This window comes from Asticcacaulis sp., assembly GCF_051954415.1.
Taxonomy (GTDB): Bacteria; Pseudomonadota; Alphaproteobacteria; order Caulobacterales; family Caulobacteraceae; genus Asticcacaulis.
On sequence record NZ_JBQCHT010000006.1, the window covers coordinates 16,703 to 37,403 of the forward strand.

At 61.1% G+C, this 20,701-nt stretch carries 20 protein-coding genes and 1 other RNA gene; 3 read left to right on the forward strand and 18 right to left on the reverse strand.

The window, feature by feature from the left end; all coding sequences use genetic code 11:
* Positions 1–73 precede the first annotated feature (73 nt).
* Genes murB through murC form a run of 3 tightly spaced genes read right to left on the reverse strand, consistent with a single transcriptional unit; the run spans position 74 to position 2,843 of the window.
* The gene (gene murB / locus ACTHND_RS01360; RefSeq protein ID WP_440175473.1) at positions 74–970 is read right to left on the reverse strand and encodes a UDP-N-acetylmuramate dehydrogenase; all 897 of its coding nucleotides are present in this window, start codon (positions 968–970) and stop codon (positions 74–76) included.
* Entirely contained in the window at positions 967–1,422 is a 456-nt protein-coding gene (locus ACTHND_RS01365; RefSeq protein WP_440175474.1) for a hypothetical protein, read from the reverse strand. The genes murB and ACTHND_RS01365 overlap by 4 nt, the downstream gene beginning before the upstream one ends.
* Positions 1,419–2,843: a UDP-N-acetylmuramate--L-alanine ligase gene (murC, locus tag ACTHND_RS01370; RefSeq protein WP_440175475.1), complete on the reverse strand. Its 1,425-nt coding sequence runs from the start codon at positions 2,841–2,843 to the stop codon at positions 1,419–1,421. The genes ACTHND_RS01365 and murC overlap by 4 nt, the downstream gene beginning before the upstream one ends.
* A 134-nt stretch (positions 2,844–2,977) precedes the next feature.
* Between murC and ACTHND_RS01375 the strand changes: the two genes are divergently transcribed.
* A complete protein-coding gene (locus tag ACTHND_RS01375) occupies positions 2,978–3,214 on the forward strand; it encodes a hypothetical protein (protein WP_440175476.1) in 237 nt (78 codons plus the stop codon).
* Positions 3,201–3,491, forward strand: a complete 291-nt coding sequence (locus ACTHND_RS01380; protein ID WP_440175477.1) for a type II toxin-antitoxin system RelE/ParE family toxin — start codon at positions 3,201–3,203, stop codon at positions 3,489–3,491. Before ACTHND_RS01375 ends, ACTHND_RS01380 begins: the two co-directional genes overlap by 14 nt.
* Here ACTHND_RS01380 and ACTHND_RS01385 read toward each other — a convergent pair.
* From ACTHND_RS01385 to ACTHND_RS01395, 3 genes are all read right to left on the reverse strand, one after another.
* Complete coding sequence (locus ACTHND_RS01385) at positions 3,488–4,546, reverse strand: AI-2E family transporter (protein ID WP_440175478.1); 1,059 nt, start codon at positions 4,544–4,546, stop codon at positions 3,488–3,490. The genes ACTHND_RS01380 and ACTHND_RS01385 overlap by 4 nt on opposite strands.
* A gap of 6 nt (positions 4,547–4,552) precedes the next feature.
* Positions 4,553–5,701 carry an undecaprenyldiphospho-muramoylpentapeptide beta-N-acetylglucosaminyltransferase gene (murG, locus tag ACTHND_RS01390; protein ID WP_440175479.1) on the reverse strand — a complete coding sequence of 383 codons (1,149 nt, stop codon included), beginning with the start codon at positions 5,699–5,701 and terminating at the stop codon, positions 4,553–4,555.
* An 84-nt stretch (positions 5,702–5,785) separates the two neighbouring features.
* Positions 5,786–6,943: an FtsW/RodA/SpoVE family cell cycle protein gene (locus ACTHND_RS01395; protein ID WP_440175480.1), complete on the reverse strand. Its 1,158-nt coding sequence runs from the start codon at positions 6,941–6,943 to the stop codon at positions 5,786–5,788.
* A gap of 187 nt (positions 6,944–7,130) precedes the next feature.
* Here ACTHND_RS01395 and ACTHND_RS01400 point away from each other — a divergent pair, with 187 nt between their 5' ends.
* The gene (locus ACTHND_RS01400) at positions 7,131–7,958 is read left to right on the forward strand and encodes an ATP-dependent Clp protease proteolytic subunit (protein ID WP_440175481.1); all 828 of its coding nucleotides are present in this window, start codon (positions 7,131–7,133) and stop codon (positions 7,956–7,958) included.
* Here the strand turns inward: ACTHND_RS01400 and murD are convergent.
* The 12 genes from murD to ACTHND_RS01460 form a co-directional block, all read right to left on the reverse strand.
* Entirely contained in the window at positions 7,955–9,367 is a 1,413-nt protein-coding gene (gene murD / locus ACTHND_RS01405) for a UDP-N-acetylmuramoyl-L-alanine--D-glutamate ligase (RefSeq protein ID WP_440175482.1), read from the reverse strand. The genes ACTHND_RS01400 and murD overlap by 4 nt on opposite strands.
* A gap of 5 nt (positions 9,368–9,372) precedes the next feature.
* A complete protein-coding gene (mraY, locus tag ACTHND_RS01410) occupies positions 9,373–10,485 on the reverse strand; it encodes a phospho-N-acetylmuramoyl-pentapeptide-transferase (protein WP_440175483.1) in 1,113 nt (370 codons plus the stop codon).
* 9 nt (positions 10,486–10,494) lie between these two features.
* Positions 10,495–11,898 carry a UDP-N-acetylmuramoyl-tripeptide--D-alanyl-D-alanine ligase gene (locus ACTHND_RS01415; protein ID WP_440175484.1) on the reverse strand — a complete coding sequence of 468 codons (1,404 nt, stop codon included), beginning with the start codon at positions 11,896–11,898 and terminating at the stop codon, positions 10,495–10,497.
* A 182-nt stretch (positions 11,899–12,080) separates the two neighbouring features.
* Positions 12,081–13,490: a hypothetical protein gene (locus ACTHND_RS01420; RefSeq protein WP_440175485.1), complete on the reverse strand. Its 1,410-nt coding sequence runs from the start codon at positions 13,488–13,490 to the stop codon at positions 12,081–12,083.
* Between the two features lie 122 nt (positions 13,491–13,612).
* The gene (locus tag ACTHND_RS01425; RefSeq protein WP_440175486.1) at positions 13,613–15,097 is read right to left on the reverse strand and encodes a UDP-N-acetylmuramoyl-L-alanyl-D-glutamate--2,6-diaminopimelate ligase; all 1,485 of its coding nucleotides are present in this window, start codon (positions 15,095–15,097) and stop codon (positions 13,613–13,615) included.
* Positions 15,097–16,848, reverse strand: coding sequence for a peptidoglycan D,D-transpeptidase FtsI family protein (locus tag ACTHND_RS01430; RefSeq protein WP_440175487.1), 1,752 nt, complete (start codon positions 16,846–16,848; stop codon positions 15,097–15,099). The genes ACTHND_RS01425 and ACTHND_RS01430 overlap by 1 nt, the downstream gene beginning before the upstream one ends.
* Entirely contained in the window at positions 16,848–17,330 is a 483-nt protein-coding gene (ftsL, locus tag ACTHND_RS01435; RefSeq protein WP_440175488.1) for a cell division protein FtsL, read from the reverse strand. Before ftsL ends, ACTHND_RS01430 begins: the two co-directional genes overlap by 1 nt.
* A complete protein-coding gene (gene rsmH, locus ACTHND_RS01440) occupies positions 17,327–18,298 on the reverse strand; it encodes a 16S rRNA (cytosine(1402)-N(4))-methyltransferase RsmH (RefSeq protein ID WP_440175489.1) in 972 nt (323 codons plus the stop codon). The genes ftsL and rsmH overlap by 4 nt, the downstream gene beginning before the upstream one ends.
* Positions 18,295–18,753, reverse strand: coding sequence for a division/cell wall cluster transcriptional repressor MraZ (locus ACTHND_RS01445; RefSeq protein ID WP_440175490.1), 459 nt, complete (start codon positions 18,751–18,753; stop codon positions 18,295–18,297). Before ACTHND_RS01445 ends, rsmH begins: the two co-directional genes overlap by 4 nt.
* Before the next feature lie 347 nt (positions 18,754–19,100).
* Positions 19,101–19,484: RNase P RNA component class A (rnpB, locus tag ACTHND_RS01450), an RNA gene on the reverse strand.
* Positions 19,485–19,501: 17 nt separating this feature from the next.
* Positions 19,502–19,858 carry a hypothetical protein gene (locus ACTHND_RS01455; protein WP_440175491.1) on the reverse strand — a complete coding sequence of 119 codons (357 nt, stop codon included), beginning with the start codon at positions 19,856–19,858 and terminating at the stop codon, positions 19,502–19,504.
* On the reverse strand, positions 19,859–20,626 hold the full coding sequence (locus ACTHND_RS01460; RefSeq protein ID WP_440175492.1) for an N-acetylmuramoyl-L-alanine amidase: 768 nt from the start codon (positions 20,624–20,626) through the stop codon (positions 19,859–19,861).
* Positions 20,627–20,701 lie beyond the last annotated feature (75 nt).

Consider the following 20,701-nt stretch of genomic DNA (forward strand, 5'->3'; position numbering starts at 1 on the left):
CGCCCCCTCCGGCCAGACTACGCTGGCCACCTCCCCCGCGTCGCCAAGAGGCTCGCAAGGGAGGAGAAAGGGTTTATGCCACCTTACCGATCCGCTTGATTTCCCAGTGCAGGTCTATGCCGAGCTTGGTCATGACATCGGCGCGGACCGCCTCGCCGAGACCTTCCAGTTCGGCCGCCGTGGCGTCGCCGGTATTGATCATGAAATTAGAATGCAGTTCCGAGAACTTGGCCGCACCGAAGAGTTTGCCGCGCCAGCCGGCTTCATCAACGCATTGCCAGGCGCTCTTGCCCTCCGGGTTCTTGAAGGTCGAGCCACCGGTCTTTTCGCGGATCGGCTGGGTCTGTTCGCGGCGGGCGGTGATGGCCTCCATGCGCTCGGTAACGGCGGCGGCATCGTCGGGCGTGCCCTGGAAAAGAGCCCCTGTGTAGATCACACCTTCCGGTTCCGAATGGCGATAGCGGAAGCCCATGTCGGCATTGGAAATCGTAATGCGTTCACCGGCGCGGGTGATGGCATAGGCTTCGACCAGCACGTCCTTGGTTTCCGAACCATAGCAGCCGGCATTCATGGTCAGGGCCCCGCCGATCGTGCCCGGCACGCCGCGATAGAATTCCAAACCAGCAATGCCATTCTGCGCCGCCACCTTGGCGACATTGGCATCTAGCGCCGCCGCCCCGGCTTCAATACGGGCATCGCCGCGCGGCGTCACATCGGCGAAATTGCGACCGAGACGGATGACGACGCCGTCAATGCCGCCATCGCGCACCAACAGGTTCGAGCCGACGCCGATGGTCAGGACGGGAATGCCGGGATCGAGCGCTTTCAGGAATTCGCTGAGATCAGCGGCATCTTCCGGCAGAAAGATGACATCGGCCGGCCCGCCGACGCGGAACCAGGTAAACGGCGCCAGGGCGGCGTTGAACATCAACTTGCCTCGAACATTAGGTAGGTCAGATTTCCAGCTCATTCACCGAACCTTTTTTTCTTCTCATTTATAAGATGCGCGTTACGCTGCTTTTGTCGTTCGGCCCATTGAGGATTGATCTGACCTAAGAGATCCTCCTGAGCCTCGTTCATTTTGATTTCGAAATCAAATAAATGGCCAGGGGGTGGCATTTGCGGTGCGGAAAGAATGTCATCGGGTCCGATAGTGCGTGTGGATATTCGCTGCCCCGCTAAATTCAAAGTCAACTGGTCAAATGCAGCTTCCAGAATAGGCTCAGCTTTTTTGCTGATCAAAAGCGTGTCTGTCAGGTCTTTTTCGCTATAGGTCAGAACGTATTTTTTCCCATCCGAGGTAAGGCCGATATGCAGGCCACCACGATTAGGCGCATTACAACTCGGCATCATAGCGGGAGGTACTGATATTATCTCCGCATATTGACGCATTTGATCGCAAAGCGCCTCTAATCCGATCATACTTTAAGGGCCTCTAACTGGCCCGGCAGGGCGTAGGCCCATTGGGTGATATCGCCGGCGCCAAGACAGACCACCAGATCACCCGGCTTGGCCTCAGCCGCCACCAGCCCGGCCAGATGCGCCGAGGTATCAAGCGCCACGGCATGGCGATGGCCGAAGCGGTGCAGCCCCTCGACCAGATGCGCTTTGTCAACGCCCTCGATCGGCTGTTCGCCGGCCGAATAAACATCGGCCACGATCACCATGTCCGCATCATGGAAGCAGGAGGAGAACTCGTTCATCAGGTCACGCAGGCGGGTATAGCGGTGCGGCTGAACCACGGCGATGACCCGACCTGTGGTGACCTGACGCGCAGCCTTGAGCACCGCGGCAATCTCGACCGGATGGTGACCGTAATCATCGATCACGCGGATGCCATCGACCACGCCCGTAGTCGTAAAGCGGCGCTTGACCCCGCCAAAGCCGGCCAAACCTTTACGGATATCATCCTCGCCTATACCCAGTTCGCGGGCAATGGCGATGGCGGCGGTGGCGTTGGAAACGTTGTGGTTGCCGGTCATGGGCAGTTTCAGTTTTTCCCACGTAAAGGCTTCCGCACCGGTCGGCTGGAAAATGACGTCGAAACACGCACCTTCCGGGCCGAATTCAATATTGGCGCAGCGCACCTCGGCCTGCGGACTGACACCATAGGGGATCAGGCGGCGGTTATCGATGCGGGCGGCCAGGGCCTGCACTTCCGGATGATCGATGCAGACGGCGGCGAAGCCATAAAAAGGGATATTCTCGATGAAGTCGCAGAAGCCCTTTTTCACGGCGTCAAAATCGCCCCAGTGATCCAAGTGCTCGGCGTCGATATTGGTGACAATGGCCAGGGTCGATTTCAGGCGCAGGAATGAGCCATCAGACTCGTCGGCCTCGACCACGATCCAGTCGCCATCGCCCACCTTGGCATTGGTGCCGTAATTATTGATGATGCCGCCATTGACCACGGTCGGATCTAAGCCGCCGGCATCGAGCAGGGCCGCCACCATCGAGGTCGTGGTCGTCTTGCCGTGGGTGCCGCCGACCGCGATGGAGAATTGCAGGCGCATCAGCTCGGCCAGCATTTCGGCGCGGCGCACCAGCGGGATGCGGCGGCGGCGCGCCTCGACCATCTCCGGGTTATCCTGTTTCACCGCCGTCGAATAGACCAGGGCGCAGACGCCTTCAGACACGTGCGCCGCCTCGTGGCCGATGAAGATCTGCGCACCGAGCTTTTCCAGACGCTCGGTATTTGCGGAAGCCTTAGCGTCCGAGCCCTGCACCTTGTAGCCGATCTTGATCATGATCTCAGCGATACCGCTCATACCAATGCCGCCGATGCCGACAAAATGGACGGGGCCGAGATCGAAAGGCGTCGGGCGCCTGGAATGGAGGGTCATGGGCGTTATTCGCAGACAGAATTGAGGTGGGATTCGGCTTTAGACCATCCGCAACGGGCTGTCACGAAGCTTTATCAGCCTTTGACGTAATGCGCATTTGCGGGCATAATCCCGTGCTCAAACAAGGTGCGCACATGGGCAAGATGTCGGTATCGCTGGATGAACAATCCTGGTCGTGGCTTGAAGAACAAGCCGGAGATGCGGAGACCTATGTCAATGCGCTGATCCATCAGGATCAGCGGCGCAAGGGCGCCGAAGCGGAACTGCGCGACATGCTTGAGAACGCGCGAAATAGTGGGGTTGCGAACCGCACACCCCAACAGATCATGGCAGATGTCCAGACGGAACTGAAACTCAGTGGCCGGTTATAAGCTGACGGCCGATGCCGAACGGGACTTCGAGAATATCTATCGCTATTCGATCGACACTTTCGGACCGCTTCAAGCCAATAACTACGCTGTTGATTTGATTGATGCATTCGAAATGCTGGCCACGAACCCTTTCGCCGGCCGGGACATTAAAACAATTGTTTCCGACGCTCGCTGTTTCGTTCATGCGTCCCACAGCATTTATTATTGGCTGCAGGATGAAACCGTGATGATTTTCCGCATCCTGCATCAGTCGCAAGACCCAATGCGGCATCTTTAATTCGACTTCCGCTTCAGCATCCCCTGGAACGGCTTTTCGCCCTTTCCCTGCGTCACGTCTTCGCCCGTATAGAGCCGGCGGATCAGGGTATAGATGATCACCGTCAGCGGCATGGCGAACAGCACGCCCATTGGGCCTAGCAGGCCGGCGAAGCCAATCACCGCGAACAGGGTCACGATCACCGGGATGGAAGCGATGCTGCGCTGGACCATCGGCGTAATGAAATTACTCTCCAGTTGCGATACGCCGACATATATGACCAGCGCCCAGATGAAGGTCTGCCAGCCGGAGACCGCCGCCAGCAGCAGCCCGGGCGCGGCCGAAATCACAGGCCCCACAATCGGCACGAACTGCGCCAGACCGGACACAAGTCCCAGCGCCAGGGCCGAGGGCACGCCCAGTACGGACAGGCCAATGCCGGTGAGCGTCCCCACAAGCACCATGGAAATGAACTGGCCAACGAACCACAGACGCAGGGCATGGCCCGCCACATTCATAGCGTCGCGCACCTTTTCCTTGTGCTGATCGGCAATCAGGAAAACCACGCCATCGCGGTACTTGCCGGGGTTGATGGCCAGGATGATGCCGGCAATGGTCGCCACCAGCAGATTGGCCAGGGCGCCAAAAACATTACCGGCTATGCCGGGCAGCTTCGAGGCCACGCCCCCCGCCTGCTGCCCCAGGCTCTGCATCTGTTTCTGCACCTCGTCATTCAGCCCCAGTGACACCAGCCGCTTTTGCAGGGCGGCCCAGGCTGCCGGCAATTGTTCGGTCAGGTTATGCGTCTGTGACACAAGCTCATAGCCGAACAGGGTGAAGGTCACGGTGATGAAGGCCAGCACCAGCACCAGAACGGTTAGTACAGCAAATGTGTCGTTCAGCGGCGTGTATTTGATCAGCGGCTCCGCCAGGGCGCGCAGGACGGTGGCGATGACGATGGCGCCAAAGATCAGCAGCCAAAGGCCCAGCAGCTTGAAAACCAGCAGGGCGGCCGCGATGGCAAGGATGACGAACAGCACCCTTTGCATGAAACCGGCGCCGAGTGCCTTTTCCATCACGTCCTATCCTTTGATTCGTTTCACGGTACGCTCGACAAGATCGGCCAGCAATCTGGCCGCATCGGGGCGTGCCACTGATTTCGCCGCACTGGCGCGCATGGGCAAAAGCACAGCCCCTTCGATTAGGGCACGGATCTCGCTGCACAGCTTTTCCGCCGTCACATCATCTTCGCGGATGACCACGGCGGCCTTGGCAGCCTTCAGCACCTCGGCATTATAGGTCTGGTGATCGTCGGCGGCAATCTTGAGCGGAATGAGGATGGAGGGCTTGCCGGCCACCGCCAGTTCACAGACGGTGGAGGCCCCGGCCCGGCCGATGACGATATGCGCCCGCCCCAGGCGTTCGGCCATGTCGGTAAAGAACGGCGCCACCTCGGCGTCGATCTCGGCGTCCCGGTAGATTTTCGTCGCCATGTCGATCTGGTCGGCGCGGGTCTGCTGCTCGACATGCAGGTTTATCCGCAGAGAAACCGGCAGCAGGGCCAGGGCCTGCGGCACGGTTTCGGACAGGATCTTCGCGCCTTGTGATCCGCCCGTCACCAGGATGTGGATGGTCGGATCAATAGGCGGATAGGGCTCGTCATACAGCGCGCGGATATCCGGCCGCACCGGATTGCCAACCACCTGCACCCGCCCTTCCATCTCGGCCGGCGCCATGCGCAGCACGGGAAAGGCGCAGGCCACGGCATCCACCTGCTTCACCAGTTGACGGTTTGACCGACCGAGCACCGAATTCTGCTCGTGGATGAGCGTGATGTCCTTACGCCCCAGGGCCGCCATCAGGGCGGGATAGGACGGATAGCCGCCAAATCCGATCACCGCCCAGGGCTTCAGGCGTTTGAAAGCCTTGCGCGCCTGCATGATGCCCAGGCCGATCTTGATGGCGGCGCGCGCCATGCCGATCGGATCGCTTTTTTTGAAGGTGGCCGCTTCGAGGGAGAGACGTTCTATAGCCGGGAAATTGGCCGCAAAGGCGGCGCCGCGCTTATCCGAGGCCAGGACCACATCCCAGCCCCGTTCATTCAGTTCGCGGGCCAGGGCCTCGGCGGGAAACATATGCCCGCCGGTGCCACCTGCCGCCACAACGGCCAAAGGCTTGTCGGAAAAGGAAGACGCTTTGCGTCTCGGTTTGGCTTTTTTAGCGGTGGCCATCTAGTCCCCGGAACCGGCGTACTCAAATCTGGAAATCACCATAGCGGGTTCTGAATAAAAAACTAAATCGTTTCTGGCCTGTATTTACCATTTTGTCGGATCGTCCTGCGGTATTTCTTCCTGACGCCGGCGTGTTAACGCTAAAATGAAGCCGAGCGTCAGCCCCATGGCCAGCATGGAGGAGCCACCGTAGGAAATGAACGGCAGGGTCATGCCCTTGGGGGGAATCAGACCGAGATTGACCGACACATTGATCAGCACCTGCATACCCAGCATGATGTAAAGCCCGGAGGTGGCAATCTGGCGGAAAGGATCCTGCATCGCCATGGCCTTGAGCAGGCCGCGGATAATGATGAAGGCGAAGATGCCGATAATGATCAGGATCAGCCACAGGCCATATTCTTCCGCCACCACCGAATAAATGAAATCGGTATGCAGATCTGGGATCAGGCGCTTCATCGTGCCTTCATTGAGCCCCACGCCGAACAGGCCGCCATTGGCGATGGCCGCCTTGGCGCGGGCCACCTGGAAGCCGGAATCGGCGTCCGGCGAAATGAAGCCCATGATGCGGTTGCGAAAGTGCGGCTGGATGAAGAACAACCCCACCAGGCCCGTGCCGGCCGCGCCCAGCATCCCGATGATCCAGCGAAACGGCACGCCCGAAATGAAGAAACAGGCTCCGAACGCGATGGTGATCAGGATCGACTGCCCGACATCAGGCTGGATCAGCAGCAGGCCGATGGCCAGGGCATAGAGACAGAAGGCGACGGTCACGCCCGGCACGCCCTTGCCTTTCTGGCCTTCGCAGAACATCCAGGCGATCAGCACGATCAGGGCCGGCTTGAGGAATTCCGACGGCTGGAGCGCCACAGGCCCCAGTTCGAGCCAGCGCCGCCCGCCCTTGGCCGCGTGACCGATCAGCGGCAGCATGGCCATGATCGAGATGGCGCCGCCATAGGCCAGCACACTCACGCGCTTTACCCCTTTCAGCGACAGCATGGACACCATGATCATCACCACCGCCGTCAGCAGGGCGAAGACGAAATGGCGCTTGGTGTAGTAGAAGGTGTCGTAATGGCTGGTATGCGGCGCCGCCACAGGCGACGACGAAAACGAGAAGAAGAAGCCCAGCACCAGCAGGATCAGCGCCAGGGTCAGGGTCACGCGATCGAGCGTCCACCACCAGATGGCGGTGGGCGAACGGTCGGTGCGCGTGAACGGATGGGCGTAAGCGTGAGCCATGAACGAACCTTAGGCGGTCAACTTGACTGGGAACTGAAACCGCAGGATTCACCAAAGTGTAGTTAATATCCACTTAAGCTTCGGCGCGATTTGTAAGAGATTATTTAATCAATGGACAACCCCCGCTTGTTTTTCAGCCCTTTTAGTTACATAGTCTTTTTAGATTATAAAGGGGGGGGGGATACTCATGCCAAAGCGATTGATCATTGGCTTGCTGCTCAGTCTGGTGAGCGTCGGAACGCAGGTTCATGCCGCGCCCTTGGCGCCTCACGCCCAGGAAGCTGCCGTCATTCAAGCCTGCCTCGACTGGTTGAAGCCGCTTGATATCGAAGCTCCCCTAAGCACAGAGCGCGTTGAAGGCGGCTTGTGCCTGAACGGCCATATTCAGGCAAACGACGACAAACCTGTGCTTGCACAACTTGACGCGTTCGACAAGGCGGCGCCACTGGTTGTGGTCGTCCGCTCCAGCGGTGGGGAGGTCAATGCCGCCATGGCCATCGGCGAAAGTCTACTTGATCGGCCCACCACTGTCATCGCCGAACAATTATGTGCATCGAGTTGCGCCAACTTCCTGATCACCGCAGGCCATCGTCGAATTGTCCGGCCCGATGCCCTGCTGCTTTATCATGGCGCCACAACGCTTGATCAACTTGATCAGTTGCTTCCACAGCTACAGGCATCTGCAGTCCAGGACGACACCCTGAATGTCGCAGATACCTTTCTCAACACCTACAATTACACCGTCGAATCCATTAGCCGCCAAGATGCTTTCCTGACAAAAGCCGGTATCAGCCCAACTCTTTTTCGCTGGATGGACCTGATCAATCATATGACACCGTCCGAGGCTGATAGCCATTGCCCGCCCGATAGTGCCGTCATTCAGTATCCGGCGAGCGTTTTGGCACGTTTCGGCCTGACTTTTGATGAATATGACCCGCCAAATATCCAGAATGACATAGACGTGCTGGAGCATAAACTCGGCAAGAAAGCTCCCATCTGTTACTGGCGGGATTAGACCTTCTCGCCGGTAACACCGAGCTTGATCTCGCTGACAGCATCGCGGAAGGCATCGCCGCGGGCCTCGAAATCGGTAAACTGGTCGAACGAAGCGCAGGCCGGCGAGAACAGCACGATCTCTTCCCGCCCCGTCTTTTCCGCCTCGGCATAGGCTTGCGCCACGGCGGTGAACAGCAGGCGCGATTGTGTGCAGGGCGCCGCCTTGCCTATGGTCACCTCAAACAGTTCCGCCGCTTCGCCGATCAGATAGGCGTGTTTGATGCGGGGGAACAGGTCGCGCAGGTCTTCGATCCCGCCCGCCTTGGCCACGCCGCCGGCGATCCAGTAGAATTTATCGAAAGACGACATGGCCTGACGCGCCGCATCGGCATTGGTCGCCTTGGAATCGTTGATAAAACGGACATGACCAATACGGCCGATTTCCTGCATCCGATGCGCGAGACCTGGGAAGGTCCGCATCCCCGTGACAATCTCGTCCATCTCCAGCCCCAGGGCCTTGCACGCCGAATAGGCGGCGGCCGCGTTCTGCCAGTTGTGACGGCCGGTCAGGGTACGAACGGCCTTGAGATCGATCACTTGGCGGGCGCGAACATTTGTGCCGTCATAGAGCACGCCATTCAGCGCATAAACGCCCTGGCCGAGCGTGCGGCGCGCCGAGATCGACACCAGTTTCACCGGCGAATTGACGCGCATGTCGCTGATAATGGCGGAGGTATAGTCGTCGTCGGCGCCGATCACTGCCGTCTGCTTCGAGCCCTGTGCCATGAAGATCCGGCGCTTGGCCTTGATATAGCCTTCCATGCCGCCGTGACGGTCGAGGTGATCGGGCGTGATATTCATCAGCACCGACACATCCGGCGAAAAGCTCAGGGTCAGGTCAAGCTGATAGGACGATGTTTCAATGACATAGATGGCGCCTGCGTGCATATCCGGTAGATCGAGAATGCCGACACCGATATTGCCGCCGACATGGACATCCTTGCCGGCGCTTTTCAGGATATGGCCGATCAGGGCGGTGGTGGTCGACTTGCCGTTGGTGCCGGTGATTGCCACGGTGCGCGGGCGCTTGTGCGCCGGCAAACAGGCGAGCGTGCGGGCAAACAGTTCGATATCGCCCATCACCGGCACATGGGCCGCATGGGCCATCTCCACCGTCCAGTGCGGCGCGGGGTGCGTCAGCGGCACGCCGGGAGACAGCACCAGCGCGGCGAACTGCGACCAGTCGGCATTTTTCAGGTTTTCGACCGTGAAACCTTCCTTGGTGGCCGGCAGCAGGTTCGACGGCTTGTCATCCCACAGGATGGGCAGGGCGCCGCCCGCCTTCAGCGCACGCGCCGCCGAAAGCCCCGACCGCCCCAGTCCGAAGATGGCGACCTGCTTGCCCTCAAAGCCTTTTACCGGGATCATAGCACTTACCTTAGCTTGAGAGTCGCCAGGCCAACCATGGCCAGCATGGCCGCCACAATCCAGAAGCGGATCACGACGGTCGATTCCGCCCAGCCGAGCTTCTCGAAATGGTGGTGGATCGGCGCCATCAGGAAGACGCGCTTCTTGGTCAGCTTGAAATAGCCGACCTGGATCATGACCGACAAAGCCTCCATGACAAACAGGCCGCCAATGATGGCCAGCACGATCTCGTGCTTCAGGGCCACGGCCACGGCACCCAAACCGCCGCCCAAAGCCAGCGAACCGGTATCGCCCATGAAGATCTTGGCCGGCGGGGCGTTATACCACAGGAAGCCCATGCCGCCGCCGATGATGGCGGCCAGCAGCACGGCCACCTCGCCGGCGCCCGGTACGAAATGGATAATCAGATATTCGGCGAACTTGGCGTTACCAACGAGATAGGCAATCAGGGTAAAGGCGCCCGCCGCGATCATGACCGGAACGATGGCGAGGCCATCCAGCCCGTCGGTCAGGTTGACGGCGTTCGACGCCCCGACGATCACCACGGCGCCAAAGACGACGTAAAAATAGCCGAGATTGAAGATGAAGTTCTTGAACACCGGCACGACCAGAGATGTGGCCAGTTGCGGGGCATCAGCCGGCTGCGGCGAATAATACATCAGCACCAGCACGGCAGCGACGGCAATGGCGATCTGCGCCACCAGCTTCTGGATCGAGGTCAGCCCCGCCGAGGTCTGTTTGGTCACTTTCGCATAGTCATCGATAAAGCCCAGCAGGCCATAGGCCATGGTCACGCCGAAGACGACCCAGGCGGCGGCCGAGTGCGGATCGACCCACAGGACGGTGGCCACGGCAATCCCCGCCAGGATCATCAGCCCGCCCATGGTGGGCGTGCCTTTTTTCGTCAGCAGGTGGGTCGAAGGACCATCCTCGCGGATCGGCTGCCCCTTGCCCTGGCGGGCGCGCATCCAGCGGATGAACCGGCTTCCCATGGCGACAGCGACGATCATGGCGGTGATCATGGCCAGGAAGATGCGCACCGTCTGATATTTCATCAGATTGATCAGCGGCCAGTGCTGGTGCAGGCTGGTGACGTGCTCGTAAAGCAGGTAGAACATAGATGACCTTTATTCGTCGAGAGCCAGGAGAGTCTTGGCGATCAGTCCGGCTTTCGAACCGTTCGAGCCCTTTACCATAACCACATCCCCCCCTTGCAAGTCCTCAATCAGGCGAGGCGCCAGTTCGGCGGCGGTTTCGGCCCAGGCGCCGCGCAAGGCTTGCGGTAAGGCGTTCCACAGGTTTTTCATCAAAGGTCCGGCCAGATATACCCTGTCGATATCCTGCGCCTCGATCACCGGCGCCAGTGCGGCATGGAGCGCCGCCTCTTCGGGCCCCAGTTCCAGCATGTCGGTCAGGACGACAATTTTTCGTGACCCGGCGGGTTTTGGCTGTGTTCCCAGCGACTCCAGGGTGGCGCGCATGGATACCGGATTGGCGTTGTAGCTTTCGTCGATCAGGGTAATCTCGCCGCCTTTGAAAGGCTTGCGTGTCACCTTGCCCCGCCCATCAAGTGCGGCAAAGCTTTCCAGCGCCAGCAACGACGTATCAAGATCGATATCAAGCGCCTCCAGCATCAGCAGGGTGGCCAGGGCATTGATCGCCTGGTGCCGGCCGGTATGGGCCAGGCTGAAAATGATGTCGCGGCCATGGAAGCGCGCAGCTACCGAAGCCCGGTCGCCATTGACGCGATGCTCGATCAGTTGCGCATCGACGCCGTTATGCTCGCCGAAGGCGGCGATCAGGGCACCGGCGCCGCGCGCCTGCTGGCAGAGGAAATCGAACCATTGGTTATCGGCATTGAGGATGGCGAGCCCACCGGGCAGCAGGCCATCGAAAATTTCGGCTTTTGCCCGCGCCACACCGGCATCGCCATCGGGGAAGTTCTCGGTATGGGCGCCGCCGACCGTGGTGATGATCACCGCATGGGGCGCCACGAATTCCGACAGGGGCGTGATTTCGTCGGCGTGATTCATGCCGATCTCGAAGACGGCCCGCTCGGTATCCGCCGGCATCCTGGCAAGCGTAAGCGGCACGCCGATATGGTTGTTGAAACTCTTGATGGCGGAATGGGCTCGCCCTGCCAGGCTTAAGCCCTGCATGACCATCTGCGTCACGCTGGTCTTGCCGACGCTGCCGGTCACCGCACCGCGTTTGGCCTTCACGGCCCGATCGCGGGCAAAGACCGCCATGTCTTCCAGAGCCTTCTGCACATCCGGCACCAGCAGGCACGGCCCGCCCTCGATTGGCCGACGCGTCACAGCAATCGCCGCGCCGGACTGGAACGCCTGAGGCACGAAATCATGCCCGTCACGCGCGCCTTTCAACGCCAGGAAGACATCGCCCGGCTGGAGCGCGCGGCTGTCGAAATTGACGCCCGTGGCCGTGCGTGAAGCCCCCTCGCCTATGCCGGTCAGTGTCCCGCCGGTGGCCTTGGCCAGTTCATCAAAGGTCCAGAGGGGGGTATCAGCCATAGGTCACACGCGCAGCAAAGGAAAACGCCATTGAACCCGACTCAGGGATTTAGGCACGCGCGTGTTTATTAACGTATAAATTCTCCTCCCTACGTTGTGGGGTGGTGGCGGGTAGCGCGGGCGGGGCGCCCCTCCGTCAGCGCTGCGCGCTGCCACCTCCCCAGCTTCGCTAGGGAGGAGTTTTAGTACACTGGGCAACTCATCCAGCGATAGGCCCTTGCCCAGCTAACGCCCATCGAGCGGACAATGACGAAGCCCTTCGATTCCGGCGGCCCATCGTTTACCTGCGTACAATTATTCATGTAAACACCGGACGGATCGAACGTGTCGAGGCGGCGGGCGGACAGGCTCCTGTCCTTGTTGAGCGTCACCTCGGCAACATCATAGCTGATATAGCTGCCGGAATAGAGGTGATCATCGACACGGGCGCGCTCATTCAAAACCACAACGATGGCGTTGTTCCGGCCGATATGGCGCAGGTAATCGCCCGCACGGTCGAAACATTCAGCCGCCTGATCACCCTGGTTTTTGTCACTTTTGTCGCGCGGACGGCCTTTTCTCCAGTCATGCCCGCAATCGACGATAAAATAATCATCGCCATAGGCTTCCCAGATTTCGGTCGGCACCGGCGCCAGGGGGGCGCCGCAGCGGTTCAGCGCCTTTTCGGTAATATAGAGGCCATCGGGCCGGCCGGTCACCCACCAGCCGATCGCCTCCACCGGCGCGCAGCCATCGACGGATGTCATAAACGACTTGTCGATCCAGCGGCTGTCGGCCTTGAACTTGTTGCTGCCCTTGCGCTTGAGCACCCACTGGTCGGTCTCGGCCTTGGTCAGCACATCCCCGGCCTGGACGGCATGACGCGCGGCCACAAGATCGAGCTCCTTCTCATCCGGATTGTTCTGCATCCAGGTGATGGCCGGCTGCGCGCACCAGGTGGTCTTGACACTATATTGCGGATCGCAGGTGCCTGGCGTCGCCAGGTAGCGCATGGAACCTTCGACGCGCTGGTTTTCCGTGACGTGCCACACGCCATTATTGCCCGGCGTCAGGGGCGGCCCCTCCGGCGTATAGGGGCCTGTCGGCTGGCGCGGCCCGCCGCCGCAGACCACAGTCTGGTGCTCGACCGCCACATCGCCGGTCTTGCGGTGTTCGATGGCATAGCCCACCGGTTCGCCCGCCAGCGAAAAGCAATCGCGCGGCACGGCAACGCCGGAGGTTTCAAACGGCAGCGCCTCGGCATGAAGCCCCTCGGCGACCGGAAACAGATCATAGAGCCTGAAATCACGGCCATAAACGCCGGATACCCAATCGCCCTGCCCTGGCTTGAGAACGGTAAGCACGCGGGTCGGCCCCAGACTGGCGTCTTTCAGGGTCACCTTGTCGAAACACGGCCCATCCGCCAGGGGCTGGAATTTCGCCGGACAGCCGGCGCGCGGCGCGGCTACGGCGATTTCATCACCCAGCACCTCATGCACCGTGCCGAACTGCGCCTCATGCACCAATACCGGCGGCGTGCTCTGCGCCTGTCCCGTCAACGGCATAAACGCGGCCGTTATGGCCAGCCCGATCAATCCTGTAAGGTGTTTCATCAATCCGCCCCTGAAATGCCCATCTCTTGATAGCGCCATATGCCGGCCCGGATCAAGCCTGGCATAACGACGTTTCAGAGGGAGATTGCATCGCGGAGAATGAACGGCCGCTGAACAGCCGCCTATGCCTTCAGGGCCTCGCGCACCACGCTGGCATCATCGAACGGCAGGACGGTGCCCGCCACGATCTGGCCCTGCTCATGGCCCTTGCCGGCCACCACCAGCACATCGCCGGTTTTCAGCCCCGCCACGGCCTCGAAGATCGCCGCCCTGCGGTCGCCGATTTCGATGGCGCTTTTGCCCATGCCGACCAGAACCTCGGCACGGATGGCGGCCGGGTCTTCCGAACGCGGGTTATCGTCGGTGACGATGGCGCGATCAGCCAGTTTCTGGGCTATCGCCCCCATTTTCGGCCGCTTGCCGCGATCGCGGTCACCGCCGCAGCCAAACACGCAGACCAGCTTGCCCTTGGTATGCGGGCGCAGGGCGTGCAGCACGGTTTCCAGACCATCAGGCGTATGGGCGTAATCGACATAGACCTCGGCGCCGTTGTCCTTGGTGCCGGCGCGTTCCAGACGGCCACGCGCCCCTTTCAGCTTCGACAGGGCATCGATCACCCGGCCGGCATCCTCTCCGGCGGCAATCGCCAGCCCGGCGGCGACCAGAGCGTTCGATGCCTGGAACAGGCCGGCCAGGGGCAGCTTGGTCTCATATGTTTTGCCGTGATGTTCGAGATAGAGAATCTGGCCGTCGACGGTCAGGTCACGGCCGGTCAGGCACAGGTGCGACGACCGCTCGCCGACGCTCATCACATTCAGGCCCGACATGATCGACATGGCGGCAAAGGCATTATAGGCGTCGGAATCGGCATTCAGCACCGCCGTCTTGCCGCGCGGCAGGAGTTGCTCGAACAGGCGCAGCTTGGCCGTCCGGTAGGCGTCCATGGTGGCGTGGTAATCGAGGTGATCCTGGGTCAGGTTGGTGAAACCAGCGGCCGAAAGCGACACACCGTCGAGCCGGCGCTGGTCGATGCCGTGCGAGGAGGCTTCAAGCGCCAGGTGGGTGACGCCACCCTGAGCCAGTTCGGCCAGGTGGCGGGCCATGTCGGCGGCATCCGGCGTGGTCAGGCCGGGGCCGGTTATGGCGGTTTCCGTACCGTCCGGGCTTTGCGTGACGACGCCGAGCGTGCCCATGCTGGCGGACTTATGCCCGAGACTGGCGAAAATCTGCCGGCAGAAGGTGGCTACGCTCGTCTTGCCATTGGTGCCGGTAATGGCGACGCAGGTCTTCGGCTGGGCACCGTAAAACGCCTTGGCGGCCAGGGCATAGGCCCGGCGAACATCGGACACATTGACCACCACGGAGCCTTCGGCGCCAAAAGTCTCTGAAGATGTGCCTTCGGGCGCCAGGATAGCGGCCGCGCCCTGTTTGATCGCCTGCGGAATGAACTGACGGCCATCGGCGGCGCTGCCCGGCAGAGCGCAGAACAGCACGCCCTCGCCCACCTTGCGGCTGTCGGCGGTCACGCCGGTCACGACCGGATCCTGGTCGAGATCGCGCCGCAGAATGTCCGAGAGCCGCCATTTACCGGAATTCTGGGCTGTCATCAGTGGTCTCCGGTTACATCTTCGGCGGCAACGGGCGCCTTGTCCCATCCCGGTCCGGTGAACTTGTCTTCCTTGCGCGCCACGCCGACAAAGGGCGCAATGCGTTCGATCACATGGCCCGCCACGGGCGCCGCCACCGGGCCGCCCATGCGTGAGCCGCCGCTTTCAGGCGCACCTTGCGGCGAGTCGAAGGTGACCAGAACACTATATCTGTCTCCATCCACAGGTCCGTCGACCGGGAAGACCGCCAGGAAGGAGGACACGTCCTCATTGGTGTAACGGCCATTGCCCGGCTTCTGCGCCGTACCGGTCTTGCCGCCGACGCGCAGGCCGGGGGCATTGGCGCGGGTGCCGGTGCCCTTGAGCACGTTCTGCCGCATCAGTTCCAGCATGGTGCGAGAGGTCGCGGCCGAGAAGACCTGAGTGCCCGGCAGCGGTGAATGGCCGTCATATTTCTTTATCGTCAGCGGACGCAGATAACCGCCATTAAGCGTGGCGTTGGCGGCCTCGATAAAGGAGAGCGGCGTGATGGCCATACCCTGCCCGAAGGCCGAAGAGGCCAGCGAGCTGTCGGACCAGCGGCCGGGCAGCAGGGGCGAGGCTGGCTCGGTCAGTTCGATATCAGCGGAGCGGAACAGCCCCAGCGCTTCGTAATAGCGCGTCATGGCCGTGGCCCCGACATCGAGCGCCACCCGCGAGGTGCCGATATTGGACGACTTGATGAAGACGTCGGTCAGGCTCAGCAGTTCGCTGGAGGCATGTTCGTCATGGATCAGGCGGTTGCCGAGCTTCAGCGGCTGGCGGCCGTCATAGACGGAAGCCAGCGAGGTCGTGCCGGTATCGAGGCCCACCGAGATCGAGATGACCTTGAAAATGGAGCCCAGTTCATAGCGATCGACGGCGGCATGGTTGCGGCGTTCGGCATCGCTGAAGGCGCCTGGCCGGTTGAGATCGAAATCGGGCCAGCTTGCCAGGGCCAGAACCTCGCCGGTACGCACATTGGTGACGATGCCGATGGCGCTCTGTGCCCGCTGGGCCACGGCCATGGCGCGCATTTCATTTTCCAGTGTGCCCTGGATGCGCAGGTCCATGGCCAGAGTCACCGGTTGATCCGTCGCGGCATTGGCGGCGATCTGGTCCTGCAGGGCCTTTTCGGCACCGGACATGCCCTCGCCGCCGCGCTGGGTCATGCCGATATAGGCCGAACCCGTATTGGCCAGCGGGTAATCACGCACGCGCACGGCCTCGAAACTGATGCCCGGCAGGCCATAGTTGAGGATTTCATCGCGCTTGGCCGCCTTGATATTATTGGTCAGCAGCAGCCGGCGGTTCATCTTGAACGGCTTGTCGATCTGGTCGCGCGGCAGGTCCGGGAAGATTTGCAGCAGGGCGCGGCGCACCAGGCTGCGGTCATCGCCGGTCATGTCATTGGGATCGACGAACAGGCTGTAATCATTGACGTCCGTGGCGAGCAACTGCCCGTTGCGGTCAACAAGCTGCGCCCTGGCATTAGGCTCGCCGGTTAGGGCAGCAATCTGCCCACGCCCCTGCAGAGAACCCCGCGTGGCAAAACCCGCCAGGCAGACATAGGCAACGGTCATGCCGACCAGGATGCAGAAGATGCGCATCCGCGCGCTCGACGCCTTGACGCCGGAGGCATTGGCGCGCTCGAAGGCGTGCTCGACTTTCCACACCCGATCAGCGACCCACTGGAAGCCGGACTGGGTGGATTCGATGATCGAGATACCCATCAGCGCCCTCCTGTCCGGCCACTGGCCGAAGCGGCGACTTGCGGCGCCTTGCGGGCCGGGGTTACCGTGATCAGATCATCACCCTGCCCTGCCGCCGGCGCCGGTGGGGGCGCGGGCACAGCGAGCGCCACGGCCGGCGCCTGTGACACCGGACGCGAGCCGGTGCGGGAAATTTCCGCCAGGGATTCCAGCCGCGCCTCATGGTTGGGATCGGTTGGCTTCATGCCCAGGTACTGGACCGCCAGTTGTTCCAGCCGGCCGGGGCGCTCCAGTTGCGCCACCTGAATTTTGAGGCCGTCGACGGCCGTCTGTTCGGCGGCAATCTGGCGGTCGAGATCGTTCATGCGGCGGATGTCCTCGCCTTCCTTGGCCTTGCTGAGGCACACCCAGAAGATCAGGCCGAACATCAACACGCCGCCGACCAGTTCGATCAGGCGGATACCGCGGACGCGTTGTTCAAACAGTCGCATCAAACCGTTCATGATCGGACCTTTTGACGAAGAGGCATCTGGACAAGAGGTGTGGAGGTGCGGCGGACGGCGCGCAGCTTGGCCGAACGCGCACGCGGATTGGCGGCGATTTCAGCCTTCGATGCCTGCACGGCCTTGGGCGTCACCAGCGTATAGATTGGTTGGCGCGCCTCAATTTTTTGCGGCGCGTAACGCGACCCGGAAGAGACCTTGCCGGCGCGCTCATTGAAGAAAGTCTTGACGATGCGGTCTTCCAGCGAATGGAAAGTCACCACGGCCAATATGCCGTCTGTCTTCAGCAGGGTTTCAGCCACGTCGAGCGCGCGTTCCAGTTCGCCCAGTTCGTCATTGACGGCGATGCGCAGGGCCTGGAAGGTGCGTGTGGCCGGATGGACCGGCGCGCCGCGGCGCCCGCCCAGGGCGCGCTCGACCACCTCGGCCAGGTCAAGCGTGCGCTCGAACTTCTGCGCTTCGCGGCGCTTGACGATGGCGGCAGCGATGCCGCGCGACTTGTGCTCTTCGCCATAGAGCCAAATGATGTGGGCAATCTCGTCCTTGTCGTCCTCATTAACGATATCGGCGGCGCTGCGGCCATCAACGCTCATGCGCATATCAAGCGGGCCATCACGCATGAAGGAGAAGCCGCGCTCGGCTTCGTCAAGCTGCATGGAGGAGACGCCGATATCAAGCACGATGGCGTCACACGCCCCATGCCCCAGTTCGGCCAGCCCTTCCTTCATCTCGGAAAAACAGCGGTTAACCCACTGGAAACGATCCGGATAATCGGCCTTCAGGGTCTCGACATAGGGCCTGACGCGGGCATCGCGATCGAAGGCAATAACATGCGCGCCACGCTCCAGGATGGCGCGCGAATAGCCGCCGGCGCCGAATGTGCCATCGACCACCAGCTTGCCGGAAACATCCCCCAGCGCGGCCAGCACTTCGGGCAACATGACGGAGGCATGAACCTGCTGACTCATATCAGCGCCTCGCGCTTGGCAAAGGCCGCCTCGACCAGCCGATCCTGTTCGGCAGCATAATCGGCATAGGCTTGCGGCGCCCAGATCTGGAAGCTTTCGCCCAGACCGGCAACAACCACGTCTCCGCCCAGGCCGAATTGTTCGCACAGCTTTTCCGGCAGGGTGATGCGACCCGCCGTATCGAAGCTCAGGCGGTGCATCGAGGCATAAAAACGGCGCTGCATGGCGGTGCGGGTCGGGGACATGGGCGGATACTCGTTGATCACGTCGCGGTACATGGCAAAAAACGCGGCCCCGCCGCATTCGAGACACGCGGCGTTGATCGCGGCAAAACAATACACCCCTTCAAACGGCTCGACGCCCTCATGAGGCGCCAGTGCGGCGGCGCGGAAATCCTGCGGGACCAGAAGGCGCCGCTTGGAATCCAGTTGCTTCTCATGGGTCGAGAGAAACACGCACCCGCCTCAGACCGTTTTAGCCTGCTCCCTGTCCGCCGAAACCCCTGGCCAGCCCTCCCGGCCGGGTCGCTTCGGGACGAATATAGGGTTAACATGGGATTAAGTGGGATGCAATGACTCTGAATGACACCAGATGAGGATTCAGAGCATAAAAACGCCCAATAGTGGATAAGTATAGAACAAAATGAAAACATTTATACTTACGCCTGTACGCTACGGAGATACTGGAATCATAAATGCGACCGATCATCCCCTAAGGACGAGCGGCCGCATTGCAACACCGTGAGTTGTAGGCAATTATACTTAACAGATATTTAAAACGCCGTTACGCAAAGGCGGATAAAAGGGCCAGATGACCTGTAAGCCGGGTTCTGTTCAGGGATTGCTCCCCTTGGCGATCATTCCTCTTGGCCGGCCATTGCTGGACGGCTCACGCAACCTACCCGAACGGTCCGGGGCGGTAATGCCCTGCCTTTGTTGCCAAAAGCGCGCCGTTCCTATTTGGTCTTGCTCCGGACGAGGCTTGCCATGCCATTCCCGTTACCGGGAACGCGGTGCGCTCTTACCGCACCCTTTCACCCTTACCTCAGCAGGCTGAGGCGGTCTGCTCTCTGTGGCGCTGTCTCTGGGGTCACCCCCGGCGGGTGTTACCCGCCGTCCTATTACCGTGGAGCCCGGACTTTCCTCAGGCGTCCCGAAGGACGTCCCGCGATCACCCGGTCATCTGGCCCGCCCGCCTTCTAGTTCAGTTCTTCGGTTCGATCAATGGCGCAATGACGAGCACTAGCCAGCCGAGCATAGCGATCCCGCCGCCAACCGGCGCCAGGCCGGGCAATATCACGCCAGTCGCCACATGGATAATAATCTCAAAGGCGAACAGGCCGCTGCCGGTCAGCATCAGGGCCATGGGCAGGGCGCGCCGCCAGCCGGAGATCAGCGATGTCGACAGAATGGCGATCACCGCGGCCGCATGGAACAGCAGGAATTGCCCGCCAATCGCCAGATTGCCCGTCTGCGGGGGATGCGAACCGGCCGCCAGCATGATGACACCCGCCAGCCCCCAAAGGGCGGCTATGGCCAGAATGATGCGTTGACCGGTCATCTAAACCTCCATCAGGGTGATATGGCGCAGCAGAGCCATCAGAGTCACGCGCAGCTTTGCGTCGGCCCGGCCCTGCAAATCCGTGCCAATCTGCTCTGGCAACCAGTGCCGCTGGAAGGCGGTGACGACGGTCGCCGTCTCGTCGTCATATGGCCCGCCGGCCAGGAGATTATAGCCCAGTTTGCCGAGCGCCGATTGCAACGAAAAGACGCCCAGGCCGTTGTCGTCTTTGCCCAGCGGCGGCCCCATGGCGGTTAGTCCAGTAGAAGGATTGGCTGGCGGCAAATCCGGCATCACCCACAGGCCATGACCATGCGCCGCCAACTCGGCCCAAGGAAAGCGCTCGCCGGGATCCTCTTTCCGCGCCGGCGCCACATCGGAATGGCCCAAGATGCGATGATCCGCAATTTCCCAGCGCTCCCGTATGCCATCGAGCAGGCCAATCAGCGCATCGATCTGCGCAGGCGGAAAGTCACGATAGCCAAACTCATGGCCGGGATTGACGATCTCGATCCCGATCGAACAGCCATTGATATCGGTCTCGCCCTTCCAGAAGCTGACACCGGCGTGCCAGGCGCGGCGCTCTTCAGGCACCAGTCGGAAAATCCGCCCATCCTCTTCGATCATGTAATGCGCGGAGACCCTGGCGTGCGGATCGCACATACGCTCAAGCGCGGCTTCACCGCTTTTCATGCCGGTATAGTGCAGGACCACCATGTCAGGCGGCGATTTGCGTTCGTTGAAATTGGGGGATGGTGTTTCAATCATATGCTGGTCTTTAACGGCAATCCCGCATCTGGCCAAATAAAAACGCCGCCATCGTGGGACAGCGGCGTTTTTGAA

What these genes read in the sequence shown, in the direction of transcription:
- ACTHND_RS01400 (WP_440175481.1), top strand. Translation starts at nt 7,131, where the DNA reads ATGCCAAAGCGATTGATCATTGGCTTGCTGCTCAGTCTGGTGAGCGTC.
- ACTHND_RS01425 (WP_440175486.1), bottom strand. Translation starts at nt 15,097, where the DNA reads ATGACAGCCCAGAATTCCGGTAAATGGCGGCTCTCGGACATTCTGCGG.
- ACTHND_RS01460 (WP_440175492.1), bottom strand. Translation starts at nt 20,626, where the DNA reads ATGATTGAAACACCATCCCCCAATTTCAACGAACGCAAATCGCCGCCT.
- ACTHND_RS01385 (WP_440175478.1), bottom strand. Translation starts at nt 4,546, where the DNA reads ATGGAAAAGGCACTCGGCGCCGGTTTCATGCAAAGGGTGCTGTTCGTC.
- ACTHND_RS01375 (WP_440175476.1), top strand. Translation starts at nt 2,978, where the DNA reads ATGGGCAAGATGTCGGTATCGCTGGATGAACAATCCTGGTCGTGGCTT.
- ACTHND_RS01430 (WP_440175487.1), bottom strand. Translation starts at nt 16,848, where the DNA reads ATGGGTATCTCGATCATCGAATCCACCCAGTCCGGCTTCCAGTGGGTC.
- murG (WP_440175479.1), bottom strand. Translation starts at nt 5,701, where the DNA reads ATGGCCACCGCTAAAAAAGCCAAACCGAGACGCAAAGCGTCTTCCTTT.
- murB (WP_440175473.1), bottom strand. Translation starts at nt 970, where the DNA reads ATGAGCTGGAAATCTGACCTACCTAATGTTCGAGGCAAGTTGATGTTC.
- mraY (WP_440175483.1), bottom strand. Translation starts at nt 10,485, where the DNA reads ATGTTCTACCTGCTTTACGAGCACGTCACCAGCCTGCACCAGCACTGG.
- murD (WP_440175482.1), bottom strand. Translation starts at nt 9,367, where the DNA reads ATGATCCCGGTAAAAGGCTTTGAGGGCAAGCAGGTCGCCATCTTCGGA.
- rsmH (WP_440175489.1), bottom strand. Translation starts at nt 18,298, where the DNA reads ATGAGTCAGCAGGTTCATGCCTCCGTCATGTTGCCCGAAGTGCTGGCC.
- murC (WP_440175475.1), bottom strand. Translation starts at nt 2,843, where the DNA reads ATGACCCTCCATTCCAGGCGCCCGACGCCTTTCGATCTCGGCCCCGTC.
- ftsL (WP_440175488.1), bottom strand. Translation starts at nt 17,330, where the DNA reads ATGAACGGTTTGATGCGACTGTTTGAACAACGCGTCCGCGGTATCCGC.
- ACTHND_RS01365 (WP_440175474.1), bottom strand. Translation starts at nt 1,422, where the DNA reads ATGATCGGATTAGAGGCGCTTTGCGATCAAATGCGTCAATATGCGGAG.
- ACTHND_RS01415 (WP_440175484.1), bottom strand. Translation starts at nt 11,898, where the DNA reads ATGGCTGATACCCCCCTCTGGACCTTTGATGAACTGGCCAAGGCCACC.
- ACTHND_RS01455 (WP_440175491.1), bottom strand. Translation starts at nt 19,858, where the DNA reads ATGACCGGTCAACGCATCATTCTGGCCATAGCCGCCCTTTGGGGGCTG.
- ACTHND_RS01420 (WP_440175485.1), bottom strand. Translation starts at nt 13,490, where the DNA reads ATGAAACACCTTACAGGATTGATCGGGCTGGCCATAACGGCCGCGTTT.
- ACTHND_RS01395 (WP_440175480.1), bottom strand. Translation starts at nt 6,943, where the DNA reads ATGGCTCACGCTTACGCCCATCCGTTCACGCGCACCGACCGTTCGCCC.